At 43.9% G+C, this 17,673-nt stretch carries 15 protein-coding genes; 9 read left to right on the top strand and 6 right to left on the bottom strand.

Annotation, left to right across the window (positions count from 1 at the left end; genetic code table 11):
• On the top strand, positions 1-304 hold a 304-nt coding region (locus BMX95_RS35375; protein WP_218149838.1), incomplete at its 5' end, for a hypothetical protein.
• Positions 305-726: 422 nt separating this feature from the next.
• Here the strand turns inward: BMX95_RS35375 and BMX95_RS33630 are convergent.
• The 3 genes from BMX95_RS33630 to BMX95_RS33620 form a co-directional block, all read right to left on the bottom strand.
• Positions 727-1,653: a VOC family protein gene (locus tag BMX95_RS33630; RefSeq protein ID WP_081202381.1), complete on the bottom strand. Its 927-nt coding sequence runs from the start codon at positions 1,651-1,653 to the stop codon at positions 727-729.
• Between the two features lie 140 nt (positions 1,654-1,793).
• Positions 1,794-2,435, bottom strand: a complete 642-nt coding sequence (locus BMX95_RS33625) for a Crp/Fnr family transcriptional regulator (RefSeq protein WP_081202382.1) — start codon at positions 2,433-2,435, stop codon at positions 1,794-1,796.
• Complete coding sequence (locus tag BMX95_RS33620; protein ID WP_081202383.1) at positions 2,428-2,676, bottom strand: hexameric tyrosine-coordinated heme protein; 249 nt, start codon at positions 2,674-2,676, stop codon at positions 2,428-2,430. The genes BMX95_RS33625 and BMX95_RS33620 overlap by 8 nt, the downstream gene beginning before the upstream one ends.
• A gap of 130 nt (positions 2,677-2,806) precedes the next feature.
• Between BMX95_RS33620 and BMX95_RS33615 the strand changes: the two genes are divergently transcribed.
• Positions 2,807-3,328 carry a hypothetical protein gene (locus BMX95_RS33615; RefSeq protein ID WP_090519733.1) on the top strand — a complete coding sequence of 174 codons (522 nt, stop codon included), beginning with the start codon at positions 2,807-2,809 and terminating at the stop codon, positions 3,326-3,328.
• 12 nt (positions 3,329-3,340) lie between these two features.
• On the top strand, positions 3,341-4,411 hold the full coding sequence (gene dinB, locus BMX95_RS33610) for a DNA polymerase IV (protein WP_081202385.1): 1,071 nt from the start codon (positions 3,341-3,343) through the stop codon (positions 4,409-4,411).
• Between the two features lie 43 nt (positions 4,412-4,454).
• On the opposite strand, the gene BMX95_RS33605 is transcribed toward dinB, so the two are convergent.
• Positions 4,455-5,174 carry a type 1 glutamine amidotransferase domain-containing protein gene (locus BMX95_RS33605; RefSeq protein ID WP_081202386.1) on the bottom strand — a complete coding sequence of 240 codons (720 nt, stop codon included), beginning with the start codon at positions 5,172-5,174 and terminating at the stop codon, positions 4,455-4,457.
• Between the two features lie 241 nt (positions 5,175-5,415).
• Between BMX95_RS33605 and BMX95_RS33600 the strand changes: the two genes are divergently transcribed.
• From BMX95_RS33600 to BMX95_RS33585, 4 genes are all read left to right on the top strand, one after another.
• Positions 5,416-6,087, top strand: a complete 672-nt coding sequence (locus BMX95_RS33600) for a hypothetical protein (protein ID WP_081202387.1) — start codon at positions 5,416-5,418, stop codon at positions 6,085-6,087.
• Between the two features lie 331 nt (positions 6,088-6,418).
• Complete coding sequence (locus tag BMX95_RS33595) at positions 6,419-10,519, top strand: RHS repeat-associated core domain-containing protein (RefSeq protein WP_081202388.1); 4,101 nt, start codon at positions 6,419-6,421, stop codon at positions 10,517-10,519.
• Positions 10,520-10,529: 10 nt separating this feature from the next.
• Complete coding sequence (locus tag BMX95_RS33590; protein WP_081202389.1) at positions 10,530-11,012, top strand: hypothetical protein; 483 nt, start codon at positions 10,530-10,532, stop codon at positions 11,010-11,012.
• Between the two features lie 204 nt (positions 11,013-11,216).
• Positions 11,217-12,011: a hypothetical protein gene (locus BMX95_RS33585; protein ID WP_133053978.1), complete on the top strand. Its 795-nt coding sequence runs from the start codon at positions 11,217-11,219 to the stop codon at positions 12,009-12,011.
• Between the two features lie 21 nt (positions 12,012-12,032).
• Here the strand turns inward: BMX95_RS33585 and BMX95_RS33580 are convergent, their stop codons facing one another.
• Positions 12,033-14,243 carry an outer membrane beta-barrel protein gene (locus BMX95_RS33580; protein WP_081202391.1) on the bottom strand — a complete coding sequence of 737 codons (2,211 nt, stop codon included), beginning with the start codon at positions 14,241-14,243 and terminating at the stop codon, positions 12,033-12,035.
• 130 nt (positions 14,244-14,373) lie between these two features.
• On the opposite strand from BMX95_RS33580, the gene BMX95_RS33575 reads away from it, so the two are divergent.
• A complete protein-coding gene (locus tag BMX95_RS33575) occupies positions 14,374-15,042 on the top strand; it encodes a FadR/GntR family transcriptional regulator (RefSeq protein ID WP_081202392.1) in 669 nt (222 codons plus the stop codon).
• A gap of 37 nt (positions 15,043-15,079) precedes the next feature.
• Complete coding sequence (locus BMX95_RS33570) at positions 15,080-16,309, top strand: MFS transporter (protein WP_081202393.1); 1,230 nt, start codon at positions 15,080-15,082, stop codon at positions 16,307-16,309.
• Between the two features lie 57 nt (positions 16,310-16,366).
• Here the strand turns inward: BMX95_RS33570 and BMX95_RS33565 are convergent, their stop codons facing one another.
• Positions 16,367-17,527, bottom strand: a complete 1,161-nt coding sequence (locus tag BMX95_RS33565) for a threonine aldolase family protein (RefSeq protein ID WP_081202394.1) — start codon at positions 17,525-17,527, stop codon at positions 16,367-16,369.
• Positions 17,528-17,673: the final 146 nt, after the last annotated feature.

Here is a 17,673-nt window from a genome sequence, read left to right as displayed (position 1 = left end):
TGAACTTCCCAGCGGCGGCGCTTTATACTCAGTTCTACTTTGTTCTCCCGTATCGGAAAGTCCTGTACCCGAACTTCCGGGTAAAACCCTTTTGAGTGAAGTGTTTGGCCTGCATATTCGGCCGGAGGTAGGTTCTTTTCCTCTAAAAATAAAACGAATCCTACTTTATCTTTTACAAAATGAGTTATATCAAAATATTCAAGTGTCCCTGCTGGTAAAAAATAGCCTAACAATTCTTTTTCCTGATCCTTTTCCAATGTTTCTCGTCCGTTTTATTGGCTGCAAAACAACGACTTTCTCCTAATTCCCCCAACTTTTCAATCTGATCCGGTAGATGGGAAGATGAGAAGCGTAATAGGATACGTTCACAACTGCTACTATAAATTAGGGGAGGGGTAAAAGAAAAAAGTCCTCTGTAGAAACAGACGACCTCTAACGATTGCTTGCCATATGAAAAAAAGATAAAATTAGTGTTGTAGGGAGCAATTTCCTTGTTTACTTGTCATTTTCACATTTTCGCTCCGCTTGGTCCGCCGTGGGCGGCTTGATGATGTAAAAGTAATGCAGGCCAGCGGCACCTGAAAATCAACAAAAAGCCGATTTTATGATGCCCACGACCCGGGTGGAATTATAAAACCCTTGCCGGTCCTGAGTTCTGTCTGATTTTACATATAATCCCCAGGGGGAAAAATGCATTTATTTAAGTGTCTTTAATACCCTTTTTCATCATTTTCCGTCATACGCTTCCTGTAATTTGGCCAAATTGAACTTCTTCATTTGCATAAATGCCTTTGTTACCCGGGCTATTTGTTCGGGTGAACCTTTACTCATCAATTCCTGGATGTTGGCTGGCGATATTTGCCAGGATACGCCAAACTTGTCTTTACACCAGCCACATTGTTCTGCTTCCGGCACCGCAGAGATCTTTTCCCAGTAATAATCTATTTCGGCCTGATCGGTACAACTTACCAAAAAGGAGATGGATTCATTGAATTCGAAATTGTGTTTATGGGCACTGTCCATGGCTGCAAACCAGCTGTTCTCCAGCATAAAATCGGCAAACATAACCGTGCCTTCCTTGTCTGGTTCCATTCCGGCGGGATAACGGCGCAGGTTGCCGGCCTTACTGTTTTTAAAAACCGACAGGTAATAGTTGATCGCCTCTTCCGCTTTGCCGCATTTGTCTTGTACAAACAGCAGGGAAGGAATGATAGCTGGCCGTGGCTCGCCTGCGGGGTTGGTGAGCATCAGTTGCCAGGAAACCCCGTATTTGTCTTTTACCCAGCCAAAACGTTTACTGAAAGGATATTCGTTGATAGGCATAAGCGCTGTGCCGCCATCGATCAGTTGGTTCCATACTGCATCCAATTTTTCCCGGGCTGCTTTTTCAGGTTCAGTTGCTGAACCGAACAACAACGGATCAAAATTTACGATGAACGAAACAGATGGGTTGAAGGTGAACAAAGGACCGGCGCTGATGGCCATAAATTTATGGTTCCACAACTCAAAACCAAGGATGTCGCAATCGCCGGATGGCGTATTGCTCAACACACTGGAGTGGGTGATCTTTGATTCCGGAAATACCGATGTGTAAAAATGGGCGGCTTCCTTGGCTTCTGTATTGAACCATAAATGTGGAATGATCTTTTGCATGGCATTCGTTTTAGTAGGCTACAAATCTCGGGAACAATAACAAAAGATGGGCGGGGGGAATGCGACATTCGGAGGGTTAAAAACGTCATTCCTTTTAATTCTGGCGCATAATTCTCGTGGATTCACCATTGGCCCTATGACTAACGACCAGCCAACAGCTGGATCTTTCTTCCCGACTGTTGTATTTTATTGTCTTTTTCGAGTTTTCTCATTACGCGCGAAATCGCTTCCCTCGATGTAGCCAGATCGCTGGCTATAGTTCGGTGTGAGATTGCTAATAACGTATCGCCCGTGATGGCAGCTTTTGTTTGCAGATATTGTAGTATTCTTTCTTCAAGGTTGTAACAAAGGAGCTGTTTAGTGGTCTCCAACAGGTCGTAGTAGTGTTTCTCATATTCCTTTAAGATCATGGCGCTAAAGACCGGATATTTTATCATCCACTCCCGCGCTTTTTGAACAGGTATGAGCAATACAGAACTGGCCATTTCCGCTGTGCCGGAAAATGCCAGTTTTTTTTCTCCAAAGAAATGCGCAAAGCTAAAAATGCAGGTAGCGCCGGGATGGATGTAGTACAAGAGGAACTGATAATTGTCTTCATCGCTAAACACCTTTAGTATTCCTTCGAGTACAATGGGCAGGTGTTTGATCAGTTGTCCCTGTTTAATCACAAACTCATCCGTATCGAAAGATTTTATCACCCCATGAGTAATGATCTCCTGCAGCAGCTCATTACCCAGATCGGATAAACACTGACTAACGATGGCACTTTGATAATTATCCATTATTTCTCCAGTAATTATTGGCGGCTGCAATAGTAGCAAACTCTATGGCTACTGTTTGTCCGGCTGCAATAAGCATGGCCGCGTCCTGTGCATATATGGGCCTAAGCATTTCCCGGATGCCAGCATCGGGCTGGGTAGCTTTTATGATCAGCCTCGACATTTTGATGGCCAGTTGCCTGCCTTCTTCCGGTGTAGCGGTAATGAGTGTGTTGCCGGGTACTAACTGAATAGCGTCTGCCATATTGTAGGTTTTTAGGTGACTGAATCTTTCTGCAAAAAAAGTATATTAAAAATTAAGAAATGGTAACGATTGTTACACTAGCTGCTTTTGAAGGGAAATTTACTAATTTCACTGCTCACAATCTTCTTTTATGTACCCAACGACCAAACGTATAGCCTTTTTTGCCTTATTATTCACTATGTCCTGCACTGGTATCTACGCGCAACAAAAAACAACCGAAGCAGGGGTGGAGGAGATCCGCGCAGCATTTAAGGAAATAAACAGCAACAAAACTTACAAAAAAGAGACATACACTTTCGATGCTCCGGGTTGTGTGGAAGATGGGCGCATGGAATATTATCTGGATAAACAACAGATCGTAAAAATAAAGGAAACCGGTGTTATTGGCGACGGTGGCTGGGATACCGAGTATTACTACCGCAATGGCAATCTGATCTTCATCTTTGAATCGCTCATTGGTGGTCCGGCCAATGGACCAATTCAAAAAAGTGAATACCGGGTGTATGTAAAAGATGGCAAGGTGATCCGCTTTATGGACGGCCAAAAGATCATCCCTGCCGATAACAAAGCTGCTGAAATGACGGCCACTGGTGTCAAATTATTGACGGCACGCACTACAAAGAAGTTTGCTGAAGCGTTATGTGGAAATTAAATTGCAGCCGGTATGGCACAACGAAAGATTATTCATATAGATATGGATGCCTTTTATGCCTCGGTGGAGCAACGGGATAATCCGGAATTAAGGGGGAAACCCATTGCAGTAGGCGGATTGCCCGAAAACCGGGGTGTAGTGGCAACGGCCAGTTATGAAGCGCGCAAATTCGGCGTACGTTCTGCCATGCCAAGCAAGCGGGCCATTCAGCTTTGCCCGGAGTTGATCTTTATTGCACCGCGTTTTGCCGTGTATAAATCGGTATCGGAGCAGGTAAGGGAAGTTTTTTACCGGCATACCGATCTCATCGAGCCCCTGTCATTAGATGAAGCGTACCTCGATGTTACTGAAGACAAACTACAGATCGGTTCAGCCATTGGTATTGCGATGCAAATAAAGGCAGCCATTCGTGATGAGTTGCAATTGACTGCTTCTGCCGGTGTATCCATCAATAAATTTGTGGCAAAGATCGCTTCGGATATGAACAAACCCGATGGTCTTACCTTTATTGCGCCCGATAAAGTAGAAGCATTTATGGAAAGCCTGCCCGTGAATAAATTTCACGGCGTAGGAAAGGTAACCGCAGATAAAATGAATGCGTTGAACCTCTTCACTGGTGCCGATCTTAAGAAACTAACTGAAGTAGAGTTGGTGCGTTTGTTTGGCAAACCCGGAAGTTTCTATTATAAAATTGTGCGGGGCATTGACGAGCGGCCTGTTGAACCCAACCGGGAAACAAAATCAATCAGTGCTGAGGATACCTTCTTAAATGACCTGGATAATCCGGCAGAGATGAAGGAACAACTGGACCGGTTAGCTGCTATTGTCAGCAATCGCCTGCAACAATTTGACCTCAAAGGAAAAACCATCACGATCAAAATACGCTACAGCGATTTCAAAACACTTACCCGTAGTCAAACGCTCCCTGCGGCGGTCTGCGACCAGGAAACCATTGCCGCCACAGCTTTACAGTTGTTGTTAAAAACCGACATCCTGGAAGTGAAGATCAGGTTGTTGGGTGTAGGGGTCTCTAATTTTGCGGAAGAGGGTGGGGTTGAAAATGTACAATTAAAATTATTCTGAGATACAGAAGAAAAGGGTACAGGTCTACTGGAATAACAAATTTTTATACCGCACCAGCCGGCATAGTTGCTGCCATTCTTTTAAATACTTCCATTACCGTTTCTGCTGCCAATACGGAGGAGGCCGGATTTTGACCGGTGATCAACTTGCCATCGCGGGTTACAAACGGAGCCCAGTCTTCCCCTTTTTGATAGTTAGCGCCTTTACTGCGTAATTTATCTTCCAGCAGGAAGGGTACTATCTTATCTAATTGGGCTGTAGTTTCTTCTCCATTGGTAAATGCGGTCACACGTTTCCCTTTAATAAGCAACTCGCCATTGGTATCCTTGACATTTATCAAAGCCACCGGGGAGTGACACATTAAAGTCATTACTTTTCCAGCGCGATTAAAACTTTCGAGCAGGTTGATGGAGTCTTTATTATCTGGCAGGTCCCACATAGGTCCATGCCCACCGGGATAAAACACAGTATCAAAATCCTTTTCGTTGACCTCGCTTATTTTTTTTGTATTGGCGAGGCGCTTTTGTGTTTCGGGATCACTGAAATAACGAACAGTTGCTTCTGTTCTGTTTTCCAGTTCATTACTCTTGGGATCAATGGGTGCCTGACCGCCTTTTGGGGATGCAATGGTGATCTCTTTGCCGTTGTCGAGGAAGTAGTAATACGGAGCGGCAAATTCTTCGATCCAGATGCCTGTTTTTCTGTCTGTGTTGCCCATCTGATCGTGGCTGGTAACCACAAATAGTACTTTGTTAAATTCCATTTTCTATGTTTTAAATGGTGAAAGATCTATTTGTTATTCCGTGGGGCGTGAGATTAAATTAATGAGCTGGAGATGAATGGGTGTGATACGGATTGTATAAGGAGAACAAAAATAGGGAATTCCCACATGGCCTTTATCTAAAGGCATTAAATTGTTATTATTTTTTTTGTTCATGAATAATTAATGATTACTACCTGCGTTTTCCTGTTACCTTAACAATTATTGCCCAAACTTCATCACTATGCAAACCCATCAGGAACATTTCGACAAGTCCTGCGAACTCAGGGACAGTCATTGGAAATCGATCGGAGAAGTAGATCCCTATGTAGTGTCGCACATTATTAATCCGGCTCTTATGGGTGGTCCCATGTGGCCTGCGATGCGTCAGGCCTTTATGACTATCCATGCGCCCGAACGCACTATTCTGGCCAGCGATGGCCTTAGCGATCCCTATGACGATCTGGAGACCAATACGGCCAATGCGGCATACAATGGCTTCGGATTGGAAGTATATGTAGCTACAGAAAAACTCACTGTTCCCGTGAACACCACCTGGCAGTTTCAGCTGGTATACCAGGCGGCACAGGTAATGGCCGATCAGGGAAATGTGATCAGCCTCCTCAACGATCTTACTTACATTACCACTGAATTTTATGATGTGGATGTGCCCGCCGAATTCAAAAATGCCGAAGGCAGAGTGGGCGCTTTTATCGGGTTGCCCGACCCTATTATTCCCGGCGAAGTACAGCTATCGCTGGAACCGGTTAAAATGGTGAACATAAAATTGTTAACGCTTCCGGAGTTGGAATATGTTATTAATAATGGCGAGGAAGGACGCGCCAAATTGGCCGGGCTTTTCATTGCACAGGGAAACACTACCTGGTCTACATTACAGCGGTCATCAGTAGTGTAAGATAGCCGATCAGCAGGTATTTTGAATCCGGTGAAAACACGGGCCAAACCTCAATGTCATTACTTTCAGTGATCTGGGTAAGGTTGCTGCCGGTTGCCCAACAAGCATAAGATCAGTAGCTGCATAAATTTCAGGTGAATAATATCGTTACACTGATCAATCGGGCTAAGGAAACCGGTTGATTTAATTATAATAAATGACTACTGCCAATTTTGTCACAAAATAACAGGTGCAAAGAAAAATACCCATATCCATTAGGGTAATAGGAATGAAATTTGTTAATTTAGGACACCATTTTCGCGTAGGAATAACCATTATACAATAGCCTGTTATGTACGTTGCGAACACGCACCTTAAACCTGTGATCGGGATTGATATCCATTTTGTGAATACGCCGATGCCTTTTGTCCCGCTTCCTCACCCTTATATCGGATTGGTGATTGATCCTTTTGATTATCTACCCTTTATTGGCGCTACTGTAAAAATAAACCATGTGCCGCGTGGTAATACCGATACGGCCGGGATGATCATCACGTTTGTGCATATTCCGTTTGGCGTTGGTTTTTCCATAGAACCCGTTATTGGAAATGACAGCCAGAATTTCTTTGGCAGCCAAACTGTGTCGGTAGATGGCGCACCCATGAGCGGGGCGGGATACATGCTTATGACGTGTAACGACATAGGCTTACCACTTTCGTTCAAACCTGGAGAAAAATTCAAACCTATTCCTTCCTTATATCTGCCAACTTCGTTTTGTATTCCCCTGCAATGGGGCAAACCTGTATTGGTGGGCGGACCGCTGGTGCCAAACTTTAGCTCGATGGCTTTGCTAAAAGCGTTTGTATTTGGCTGTTTTATGAAAGTATTGGGTAAAATAGGCGGTAAATTGTTAAGGGCGTTAAACAAGAAGCTCCTTAAGAAATTTCCCTCCACCAAAAAGCTAAGCGCCTGGCTGTGTAAAATGGGTTTCGACCCCATAGATCTGATTACCGGCCGCGTAAACTATACTTATACCGATATTGAATTGCCGGGGCCAATTCCTTTTGCATTTACCCGCAGCTGGGATAGTGATGCTGCTGTGGAAGATCAATTGGGACATGGCGTTCACCTGAATTATGACCGGTGGATCAGGGAATGGCCGGAAGAACATTGTTTGTCGATGATGATGGCCGATGGCCGGCTGGTGGCCTTTCCATTGTTAACAGAAGGTGATGTGTTTTATGATCCGCAGGAGAAAGTATTGATCCGGCGTAAACCCAATGGCCATTTTCTGGTGGAAGATTATAACGATCACTTGTATTACCATTTCAACCATGATAAACAACCTGGGATCTGGCGGCTGTCGTTTATAGAGAATTACAGTGGCAATCGTATCCAGTTGCATTATGCCGGACCTCATCTGCATGCCATAACCGACACCGTTGGCCGGCAATTGTTCTTAACCACCGATAAATTTCATCGCATTACCAGTGTTACACTCAAACACGAATCGATTGAACAGGTATTGGTTCGTTATTCTTATAATGAATCAGGCGACCTGGTAACTATTGAGGATGCGTTGAATCAGGCCGTTCAGCTGGAGTACCGCGATCACCTGATGATAAAAAAGACCGATCGGAATGGTCAGTCTTTTTATTGGGAGTATGATGATGCCAATCGTTGTGTGCATACCTGGGGTGATGGCGGTATTCTGGAAGGGTTCATCCAATATGGTGAGGGGTATAATGAAGTAACCAATTCGCTGGGGGAGACCACTATTTATTATTTCGATGAGAACAACCTGTGTGTACAGCAAACCGATCATTATGGCAATCACTCCTACACGGAGTATACCGATGATTTTGAGCTGTACCGGGAAATTGATGAAGCCGGTAATATCACCGGGTACATTTACAATGACCGCGGTCTGTTACAGGAAAAAACATTCCCTGATGGAAACAGTATTCAATATCATTACAACGAATACAATCAACCCGTTCTTACCATTAATCCCGATGGCAGCAGCCAGACCTTCGGGTATGATGAAGCCCGCCGTCTGCAATTTGTAAATTATCCCTACGGAAAAACAATAAGCTATGAATATAATGAAGAAGGACAATTAACGGAAGTTGTTGAATCAGGTAACCGTAAAACCCTGCTGCAGTATGATGAGGACGAGAACCTGGCCGGTTTGCAATGGCCCGATGGATCGGTGGCGCGCTGGAAGTACGATGCAATGGGAAACTGCATACAATCTACCAATACCTCAGGCCATGTGCGGCAGTTTCAATTTGATCCATTAAACCGCATGCGCAATATTTATCTGCCAGACGGCAATACGGTAAAGCTTGCGTACAATGCGTATGAGGAAGTGGTTCAGGCAGCAGATAAACATTATACCGTACAATACGAATATACCCCGCTGGGAAAGCTGGCCAAACAAAAACAGCAACAGACGGAGCTGCGCTTTTTGTATGATACGGAACAAAGGCTGAATGCTGTGGTAAACGAAGCAGGCCGGCATTTTATTTTCCGTTATAACAAGCGTGGCGAGATTGTCAATGAAACCGGGTTTGGTGGCTTGCAACGCACCTATGAACGGGATGCTACAGGTAGAATAGTGAGGATCGTTCGCCCCGATGGCCGTTTTACTAATTACGAGTATGATGCCAACGGCCGCGTTATTCGCGCAGAACATGAAGACGGCAGCTGGGAATTATTTTCGTATGATAGAAATGGCAACCTGCGGGAAGCGATCAATGAACACAGCCAGGTTACGTTTACCCGCAATAAGATGGGGTTGGTGGAAACAGAAATGCAGAATGAATACCAGGTACAAAGTCGGTATAATAAAACCGGTGAGCGCATACAGGTAACGAGTAGCCTGGGTGCCGACATTCAATTACAGCGAAATAAGCTGGGACTGGTAGCGAATATGCAGGTAAAGCAGCAGGAGCTATTGTGGGAAGCACAAATGAAATACAACCAGGCAGGGCTGGAGCTAGAAAGACTATTACCTGGCGGCCTGACCAGCAAATGGCAATACGATCAGTCGGGCCGGCCCAATGAACACCAGGTACATAAGGCGAACGTAATACAAAGCTGGAAAAAATATACCTGGGATGCTAATGACCGCCTGACTAATATTTTTGACGCCCTTGCACAGGGGAATACACATTTCAAACATGACAGGCTGGGTAACCTGGTATTTGCGCAATATGCCGATAATCGCATTGTGCACAGGTCAACTGATGCTGCCGGAAATATTTATGAAACCACAGGAAAATCAGCTCGCACCTATAACAACTCCGGCGCTTTGCTGGAAAGTGAGCAATATACTTTTAAGTACGATGAGGTTGGGAACCTGGTTGGTAAAACCGAAAAGAGTACCTTCAAAACAACATCGTACGAATGGTATGCCAATGGACATTTGAAAAAAGTAATACGGCCCGATGGTAAGGAGGTGGTATTTGCCTATGATGCACTGGGCCGCCGCATCTCCAAAACAACTGGCGGTACAATAACCCGATGGGTATGGGACAATGATAAGCCATTACATGAATGGACATACTCCGTAAATGAAAAACCTCAGGCGGTGGTAAGCGAATGGGGAGAAATTACCTATGACAAAGCGGAACCGAATCCTGCCAATGCTTTTGAAAATACCAATGCCATAACCTGGATCTTTAATGAAGGATATCATTCACTGGCTGCCAAAATGGTAAACGGACAAACCTACAGCATTATAGGTGATCATTTGGGTACGCCCTATTGTATGTATGATGCAGCAGGAAAAGGTGTATGGGCGGGAACGTTAGATATTTATGGCAGAACGAAATTGTTGCAGGGGCGTAATGGTGAACTGCCTTTCCGGTTTGCTGGTCAATATGAAGATGTGGAGACGGGACTTTATTATAACCGATTTCGATATTACGATCCTGAAGTAGGGGTTTATATCAGTCAGGATCCCATCAGGTTATTGGGTGGCTGGCAATTGTATGGGTATGTAAATGATCCAACAATAAAAGTTGATATCTTCGGGTTGTCTAATTTCGATCCCTTTTCGGTAGGGGAGATCACTCATTTTCCTGACAACATCATGTTTGGCCAGGAAAGATGTTCACCCGTGTTTAGTACCTTATATTCCAAGGCGGCCGATGAAATTGTGGGACAACCAGTAAGGGCAGTGGGAGAGGCTATAGGCAACGATAAATTGAGTCCCGATCTGTTGGTGATCGCCTATACAAAAAGACCCACCGGTGAAGTAGTGACTTTAAATAACAGGGGCCTCGCTGCCCTGACCATTGCCGGTAAAAATCCGGAGTATGCAGTGTATGTTCCTTTTGATGAGGTGCCTAAGCGTTTGAAAAAAGATAAACCATCGCATTCCATCGATCTTACCTGGAATAAAGACGGGTCTGGTTATGAAGAGACAATAACAAGGTGTAAATAAAATAACAATTATGCAGGAAAAACGTAAGCTGGTGCCCGTTGCGGTGAATTGGGAAGCAGGTGCCTATGAAATTTTTATAGAAGGATCGGCACAATCAACCCTGATCGCAAGCACGGTGGTGAAATTACCTGATGATTCAATAAAAAGGGTCAGGATCATTTTCGAACCCTTTGCTGAAAGCAGGTACTTTAATTACAATTTTGAGGAATCCAACTATAAGGATTACCTGATACAAGCCCCTGATGGAACCTTCCTGGAAGATACAGACGATTGGGATGCCTATGGCCCTGCATTCCGGAAGGATGGTGTTTGTATCAATCCTTACTTTTATGAAGTGCAGAACACGGAATGGTTCAAAGAAAAATGGTACCAGGAGCTCACCAGGAAAAATTTTAAACATTATTTACTGGTAGGGTACGATAGTCATTTGGAGGTGCTGGCCAAGGACAGTATTCAGTATGAATTTAATGAGGTAGATTTTAAACGGGTTTAATTTCCGCCAATGGTAAAATGACACAATAATAGATTTTTGTCGCCAGCCCGGATCACGCTATCGGGAAAAGTTTTTATACAAAACGGAAATTACAGGTAGGGGTTATATTAATATTTTATGTTAACTGACTTGCATATTTGGTTTTCACGATATACATTCGCAGGTGGTAATTAATCCCTGAAAACAAAACTAAATCGTACCCTGATGTCCCAGCGAAAGCATGTTATTTTTCTTCTTATGTTGTTGGGAGCACTTAGGGGTTATAGTCAGGATAGCCTGATAGAAGCCATTGAAAAAGACTTTCACAATAGCGAACATATTTCATATAATAAGCTTCCGGGATTTATTAAAAGTTATGTAGCCCTGAGAGAAGGAAGTTCCGGTGTCGCCAATAAATTATTCAATGCCTCGAATGCAGGCCACAACGCTATTTATATAAGGCGATCCGGAACCAATTACAACCTGACGTATAGCCACCGGGAAAAGTCGCACCATTATCATTCTATAATTTTAATGACAGATGGTAAAGCGATTATAAACGCTAATCATTTGGTTGTTTCGAGGCGGGCGACAGTAAATGAGTTTTCCAATTTTCAGATTTACCGGGATACGGTTTTGCCGATTGTGGAAGCATTTTCAGAAAGCGGTATTCGGATCAGATCATATAAAACACTTCCCCGGTTTGTAAGAACTTATTTAAATCAGAAAAACGACAGTAAGTTCACCATCTCAAAGACATTTTTTAGTGTTGGTGATGCCGGCCCGTTCCTATGGCCTCACAGAAAGCTTGGTTATATATACAAATATGGTGATTACTATCTGTTATCCTATAAGCATGGAGGAATTGGGCTTCATTTTCATTCGATAATATTCAAAACAGATGGAAAAAAAGTAATGAATATGTATAATTTAACCATTTCGCCACATAGTACAATTGCTGATTTAATACGGTACATAGAAGATGGATGGTTTCATGTGCAGGATTTTGATGAGGTATAAATATAGATAAATGTCCTTCCCCTAATTCACCCTTCCTGCTTCCGCTTCAATACCTGTTTTCCGTTCACGCCGGTTAATCGATTTCCCAAAACGGTAGCTGAAACTGATGGTGAGCCGTTGGGTGTCGGTTTGCAGATAATAATAAACTTCCGCATACTGGATTTTTGTCAGCCTTCTTGTTTTTGAAGTATGAAAAATATCACTGCCAGACAGGGAAAGGGTGGCCTTTTCATTGAGCTTTTTTTGCACCCCGCCATATACCTGCCCAATGGACTGGTTTGTCGTTTGCCACAATAACAATTTACTCCGGTAGGTGGTGGTAATGTCGGCTGACCAGCCATGACTGAATTTGAACTGGTTATAGGTCTTTAGAAAAAAAGTGGTCAGGTTATTATCGGCATATAATCCTTCATTGAAAATAGCGCCCTTATAATGCCGGTTGATGAATTCCTGGTTGATGTTTGCCGTCCACCAGTGGGTAATATTGAGCGTCCAGGTTATGCTGGTACCCATAGTTATAAACTGATCAACGTTCACGGGCAGGGAAATAAAAGCATCGCCCACCTGTTTAAATCCACGGGTTATTATTCCTTTGGTATGGCTATAACTGATACCAGCGGTAAACCGGTTATGCGAGTAGGTTAATTCCAGGTTATTGCTGAAGGCGGGTTGCAACAAGCTGTTACCGGTGTTGGTTGTATTTCTGTCGAAATAAAAAGAAGAAGGATTCAGGTCGCTGTAACTCGGCCGTTCTATTCTTCTGCCTGCCGAAAACCCCAATGAGCTTTTACCGCTGCTGTCTAGTTTATACATCAGGTACAGGGTGGGGAAGAGGTTGGCATAATGGAGGGAAAAAGAGGTGTCGGGTTTGGCAGCCATATTATATTGCAAGGCATTCCCGGCAGTGCTTTCCAACCGTAAGCCGGCTTGCGCTGAAAACCGCTTGAAGTTTCTTTGCAGGGTTATATAAGCTGCATTTATATTTTCCCGGTACCGGAACTTATTTGTTAACTGAAGATCCGGAGACAGGTCATTGCCCGATTGATTAAAATAGTTGCTGGTATTGTTTCTTTCTGAATAAATGGCCTGCACGCCCTGTTCCCATTTAATATTGGTGAATAACGTATCGGTGTAATTGGCTTTTGCACTGTATATAGTGGCTGTAAAAGGGCTTTCAGTAATCAATGCGGATATTGTTGTCAGGGTATCATTGAGGTGATGCACTTCACTTTCCAGGTGTTGATTGGCGTGCTGACTGTATTGCAGGTAATCGAGGTTAATGTTTATTTCCCGGCGGCGCCCTGTTAAAAAATGTTGCAGGTTCAGGTTCAGGGCATTTCGATTGGTGTTGGTTGTAAAGCGGCTGTTTGAAAAAACAGACGAATCGGATTTGTCTGAATTGCCGTTAAACTGGTTATTGTATTTACCGGTTTCTCTATAAGGCACCGTTAGCCCATTGTATAACACACCTATTGTAGTGTTCCTGCTTACAAAATAATCGAGGCCCAGGTGATAATTAAAACTCTGGTCATGATGGATCTCGTTTACATTTTGAAACAGCGTATAAGACAATAAATTATTGGGATAGGTATACACCCTTTGCCGGTTCGAACTGAAGTAGCCTTTATAGATGCCATACCCCACGATTGAAAAGATATTGAGGTTCCTGTTCCTGTAATTAAACAGCAGGCTGCTGTTCGCCCTGGAATAACGGCCTTGTGAAGCTGCTACGGTTGCATTCCCGTTAAACCCGTGGGTTTTTATTTTCTTTAGCTTTATATTAATGATGGCGGCACCATCTGCATTATACCGGGAGGAGGGGTTCGACATCAACTCAATTTGATCGATCATGGAAACCGATAACGACCGCAAATAATTTACCAGGTCTGTACCGCTCAACCGGGTTGGTTTGTCATCGATATAAATAATTACCCCATCGCGGCCTTTTAAACTTACACCGCCGTTTTCATCTACCAACACGCCTGGCGCTGTATTCAACACATCTATGGCGTTGCCACCTGCGGTTGAAACAAGGGCACCGGCATTCACTACTATTTTGTCGAGCTGGTGTTCGATAAACCGTTTCTGACCAGTTATCACCACGGTTTTTAACTGTTTTGTTTTGGTTGAATCCGCTGCCGGTTTGGTACCGGTTGTGTCCTGCCGGGCATTCGCATTACAATAAAGGTACAGGCCCGCGATCAACAGGGTGTATCGAAGTAGCTGCTGCATGCAACAAACCTATAACTATTTGTTTAGTTAAACAACTAATTAATTAGTTTAAATGGGTAAATACTTGTTAAATGCCTAAATAATAGGAGAATTTAGCAGGAAGGCGTTACCTTTGCAATCATCAGATGATATGACGAACAATTTAATTCCACGCCGTTCACTGGCAGACGAAGTAGCTGCTCAATTGCAACAACAGATTGCCCTGGGGAAGTATAAAACCGGGGAACAGCTGCCCATTGAACCCGAATTGATGAAAACTTTTGGGGTTGGGCGCTCTACCATTCGTGAGGCTATCAAAACCCTTGTGAATTCGGGCCTGTTGCGGGTACAGCAGGGACTGGGCACATTTGTAGAAGGAGCGGAAGGAATTAAGGAGCCATTGCCGCAACGGTTAAAACGGGCTGATTTTAAAGACATCGATGAAATAAGGCAGTTGATAGAAATGAAGATCGCCGAAAAGGCGGCTGTTAACCGCACAGAAGATGACCTCAGGGAAATCAGGCACTGGCTGGCGTTACGCAAAAAAGCGGCTGCAGAGAACCAGCTGGTAGAATGTGTTGAGGCAGATATCCGGTTTCACACCGCCATTGCGGTGGCTGCCAAAAACGAGATCCTGGCAGATCTATACAAAACCTTAACGGTACAGATAAAGAACTGGTTCCTTACCATACATAACGATACTACCGATTTCCGTCAAACGCAAAACTTACACGAACAATTGCTCAAAGCCATTGAAGGAAACGATACCAAAAAGGCCTGGAATACGGCTGAAAGAATTATCGGACATAAATCGCAATAAAAGATTTGTATTTAAACATCAGATGATCTGATTATTTATGATGAAAACAACCAATACCCCGGCAGTTATTGATCCCAAAGCACTGGCGCAAACAACTATTTATTCCATTCTGTTTACGATCAGTTTTTCGCATTTGCTGAACGATATGATGCAGTCGGTTATTCCGTCTATTTATCCGCTTCTAAAGGATAGTTATCATTTGTCGTTTACCCAGATCGGATTGATCACTTTTACCTTTCAATTAACCGCTTCTTTGCTGCAACCCTTTGTGGGGCATTTTACTGATAAAACGCCCCGCCCTTATTCACTGGCCATAGGCATGGGCTTTACCTTAACAGGACTTATTTCATTATCTCTGGCCTCCAACTTTATAGCCATCCTGGTTAGTGTAAGCCTGGTGGGGATGGGTTCCTCTGTTTTTCATCCTGAATCTTCGCGGGTGGCACACCTGGCTTCTGGTGGTAAAAAAGGACTGGCGCAATCCATTTTCCAGTTAGGAGGAAATGCCGGCGCTGCCATTGGGCCCCTGCTGGCCGCATTGATCGTTGTACCTTACGGACAATTCAACATCATTTGGTTTGGACTGGTTGCTATCCTGGCTATTGTTGTATTGATAAAAGTAGGTGCCTGGTATAAAGATCATTTGGAACTGAGAAAGAAAAACAAAGTAGCTGCACCGGTAGCACACCTGCAATTACCCCGGTCAAGGGTGATCGCTTCTTTGGCCATATTGTTGGTGCTCATTTTCTCAAAGTATTTTTACATGGCCAGCATGAGCAGTTATTTTACTTTTTACCTGATCGATAAATTCCACCTCACTGTACAGCAATCGCAAATACACCTGTTCATCTTCCTGGCATCGGTAGCTGCAGGCACTTTGCTGGGTGGACCGCTGGGCGATCGTTTTGGAAGAAAGTATATTATCTGGATCTCCATTTTGGGTGTGGCGCCGTTTACTTTGTTATTGCCCTACGCCAACCTGTTCTGGACAGGCGTGCTTTCCATTGTCATTGGGTTTATTCTCGCCTCGGCTTTCTCTGCAATATTAGTGTATGCAACCGAACTGGTACCCGGTAAGGTGGGAATGATCGCCGGTTTGTTCTTTGGTTTTGCCTTTGGCATGGGTGGACTTGGTTCTGCCATTTTAGGTAAACTGGCTGATATGACCAGTGTAGGTTATGTGTTTAAGGTATGTGCCTTTTTACCTTTGCTTGGCATTATCACCGGGTTTCTGCCCAATATAGAACAGTCGAAAAAAACGGCATAAGCGTAAATCGATTTTAGCATGATATTGAACCTCCCGGTTTATCGGGAGGTTTTTTATTTATGCCATACTTTTCTTAAAAGCGTTGATGATATAGTTATTATCCTGGTAAAGCAGGGTTTCGTTTACCGAAATAAAACCTTCGTTCTTTTCATTTACCCGGCCGATGCGGATGTTATAGTTGGTGTTTAATGCGTCTCTTAGTTTGGTGATCTCTATCTTAGGCGACAAAGCAAAGCTGTAAATATTGGTGCCGCCAGGCAGGGGTTTTATGGTGATGCCGGGAATTTTATTTAACGCTTCAAATAACTCATTGGCTTTTTGCACCGTATTTTTCATCCGGCCTTCAAAACCTTCCAGGCGATGCAGGGCCATAGCGGCATTGCTCCAGTTGCCATACATGCTGCCACCATGCACTTTTATCAGATGGGGCATTTTATCAATTATAGTTTTATCACCACAAAGCATAGCGCCGCCGGCAGCGCCAAGGTATTTGTACAATGAAATATAAATAGTATCAAATAGGGAGGCATATTCTTTAACAGAAATACCCGACCAGGCAGCCGCCATATAGATCCGGGCCCCATCGAGGTGTAGTTTTATGTTGTTAGCGCGGCAGTAAGCGCTGATCTTTCGCAACTCTTCAATGGGTACCATTCGTCCGTTGCTCCGGCGTACCGGGTTTTCAATAGATACGGCGCCCACGCCGGTTTTAAATACTTCTTCCGATGGCAGGGCTTCTACCGCAGCCTGCAGTTGTTGCGCTGTAAAAAAAGGTTCATCCTTTGCCAGGGGCATCAGGCGTTTTTGATAAACTGATTGGGCAGCATCTGCTTCATCGCGGTAAATATGGCTGGTATCCTGCACAAACACTTTGCTGTTTTCACCACTTAATACCGCTATGGCCAGCTGGTTGGCCATAGTACCGCTGGGCATAAACACCGCTTTTTCCTTCCCGGTTATTTCTACAAACTTTTTTTCCAGTGCCTCAACCGACCCACCGGCGCCATAGGAATCCCGAACAATGGTTGCCTGTTGTAAGATGTTCAGGTAATCAACAGGTTCAAACATTTCTCCATCACCCATGAATTTAATGACCTGCGTACCTGCGGCAGATTGATTATTGGTAGTTCCCATTGCCAACACAGGATTGGCCACCAGCATAGGTAAGGTAGCCAGACCGGAATTCTTTATAAAATTTCTTCTGTTTACGGATGCCATATAAAAGTGTTTGTTTTGGGAAGATAATAAATATTTAGTGAGCCAATACCGGTCTGGCACATTCGCTTGCACATTTTAAAATTGAATAGTAACTTTAGCACACCCCAGAAAGATATATGAAATTGTATTCTAATAAGTTCCAGTTC

The sequence above is a fragment of the Niastella yeongjuensis genome (genome assembly GCF_900110245.1).
GTDB classification, from domain to species: Bacteria; Bacteroidota; Bacteroidia; order Chitinophagales; family Chitinophagaceae; genus Niastella; species Niastella yeongjuensis.
The sequence above is the reverse complement of the archived record's forward strand: the minus strand, read 5'-3'. Positions and strand labels throughout refer to the sequence as shown.

What these genes read in the sequence shown, in the direction of transcription:
- BMX95_RS33630 (WP_081202381.1), bottom strand. Translation starts at nt 1,653, where the DNA reads ATGCAAAAGATCATTCCACATTTATGGTTCAATACAGAAGCCAAGGAA.
- BMX95_RS33625 (WP_081202382.1), bottom strand. Translation starts at nt 2,435, where the DNA reads ATGGATAATTATCAAAGTGCCATCGTTAGTCAGTGTTTATCCGATCTG.
- BMX95_RS33620 (WP_081202383.1), bottom strand. Translation starts at nt 2,676, where the DNA reads ATGGCAGACGCTATTCAGTTAGTACCCGGCAACACACTCATTACCGCT.
- BMX95_RS33615 (WP_090519733.1), top strand. Translation starts at nt 2,807, where the DNA reads ATGTACCCAACGACCAAACGTATAGCCTTTTTTGCCTTATTATTCACT.
- dinB (WP_081202385.1), top strand. Translation starts at nt 3,341, where the DNA reads ATGGCACAACGAAAGATTATTCATATAGATATGGATGCCTTTTATGCC.
- BMX95_RS33605 (WP_081202386.1), bottom strand. Translation starts at nt 5,174, where the DNA reads ATGGAATTTAACAAAGTACTATTTGTGGTTACCAGCCACGATCAGATG.
- BMX95_RS33600 (WP_081202387.1), top strand. Translation starts at nt 5,416, where the DNA reads ATGCAAACCCATCAGGAACATTTCGACAAGTCCTGCGAACTCAGGGAC.
- BMX95_RS33595 (WP_081202388.1), top strand. Translation starts at nt 6,419, where the DNA reads ATGTACGTTGCGAACACGCACCTTAAACCTGTGATCGGGATTGATATC.
- BMX95_RS33590 (WP_081202389.1), top strand. Translation starts at nt 10,530, where the DNA reads ATGCAGGAAAAACGTAAGCTGGTGCCCGTTGCGGTGAATTGGGAAGCA.
- BMX95_RS33585 (WP_133053978.1), top strand. Translation starts at nt 11,217, where the DNA reads ATGTCCCAGCGAAAGCATGTTATTTTTCTTCTTATGTTGTTGGGAGCA.
- BMX95_RS33580 (WP_081202391.1), bottom strand. Translation starts at nt 14,243, where the DNA reads ATGCAGCAGCTACTTCGATACACCCTGTTGATCGCGGGCCTGTACCTT.
- BMX95_RS33575 (WP_081202392.1), top strand. Translation starts at nt 14,374, where the DNA reads ATGACGAACAATTTAATTCCACGCCGTTCACTGGCAGACGAAGTAGCT.
- BMX95_RS33570 (WP_081202393.1), top strand. Translation starts at nt 15,080, where the DNA reads ATGATGAAAACAACCAATACCCCGGCAGTTATTGATCCCAAAGCACTG.
- BMX95_RS33565 (WP_081202394.1), bottom strand. Translation starts at nt 17,527, where the DNA reads ATGGCATCCGTAAACAGAAGAAATTTTATAAAGAATTCCGGTCTGGCT.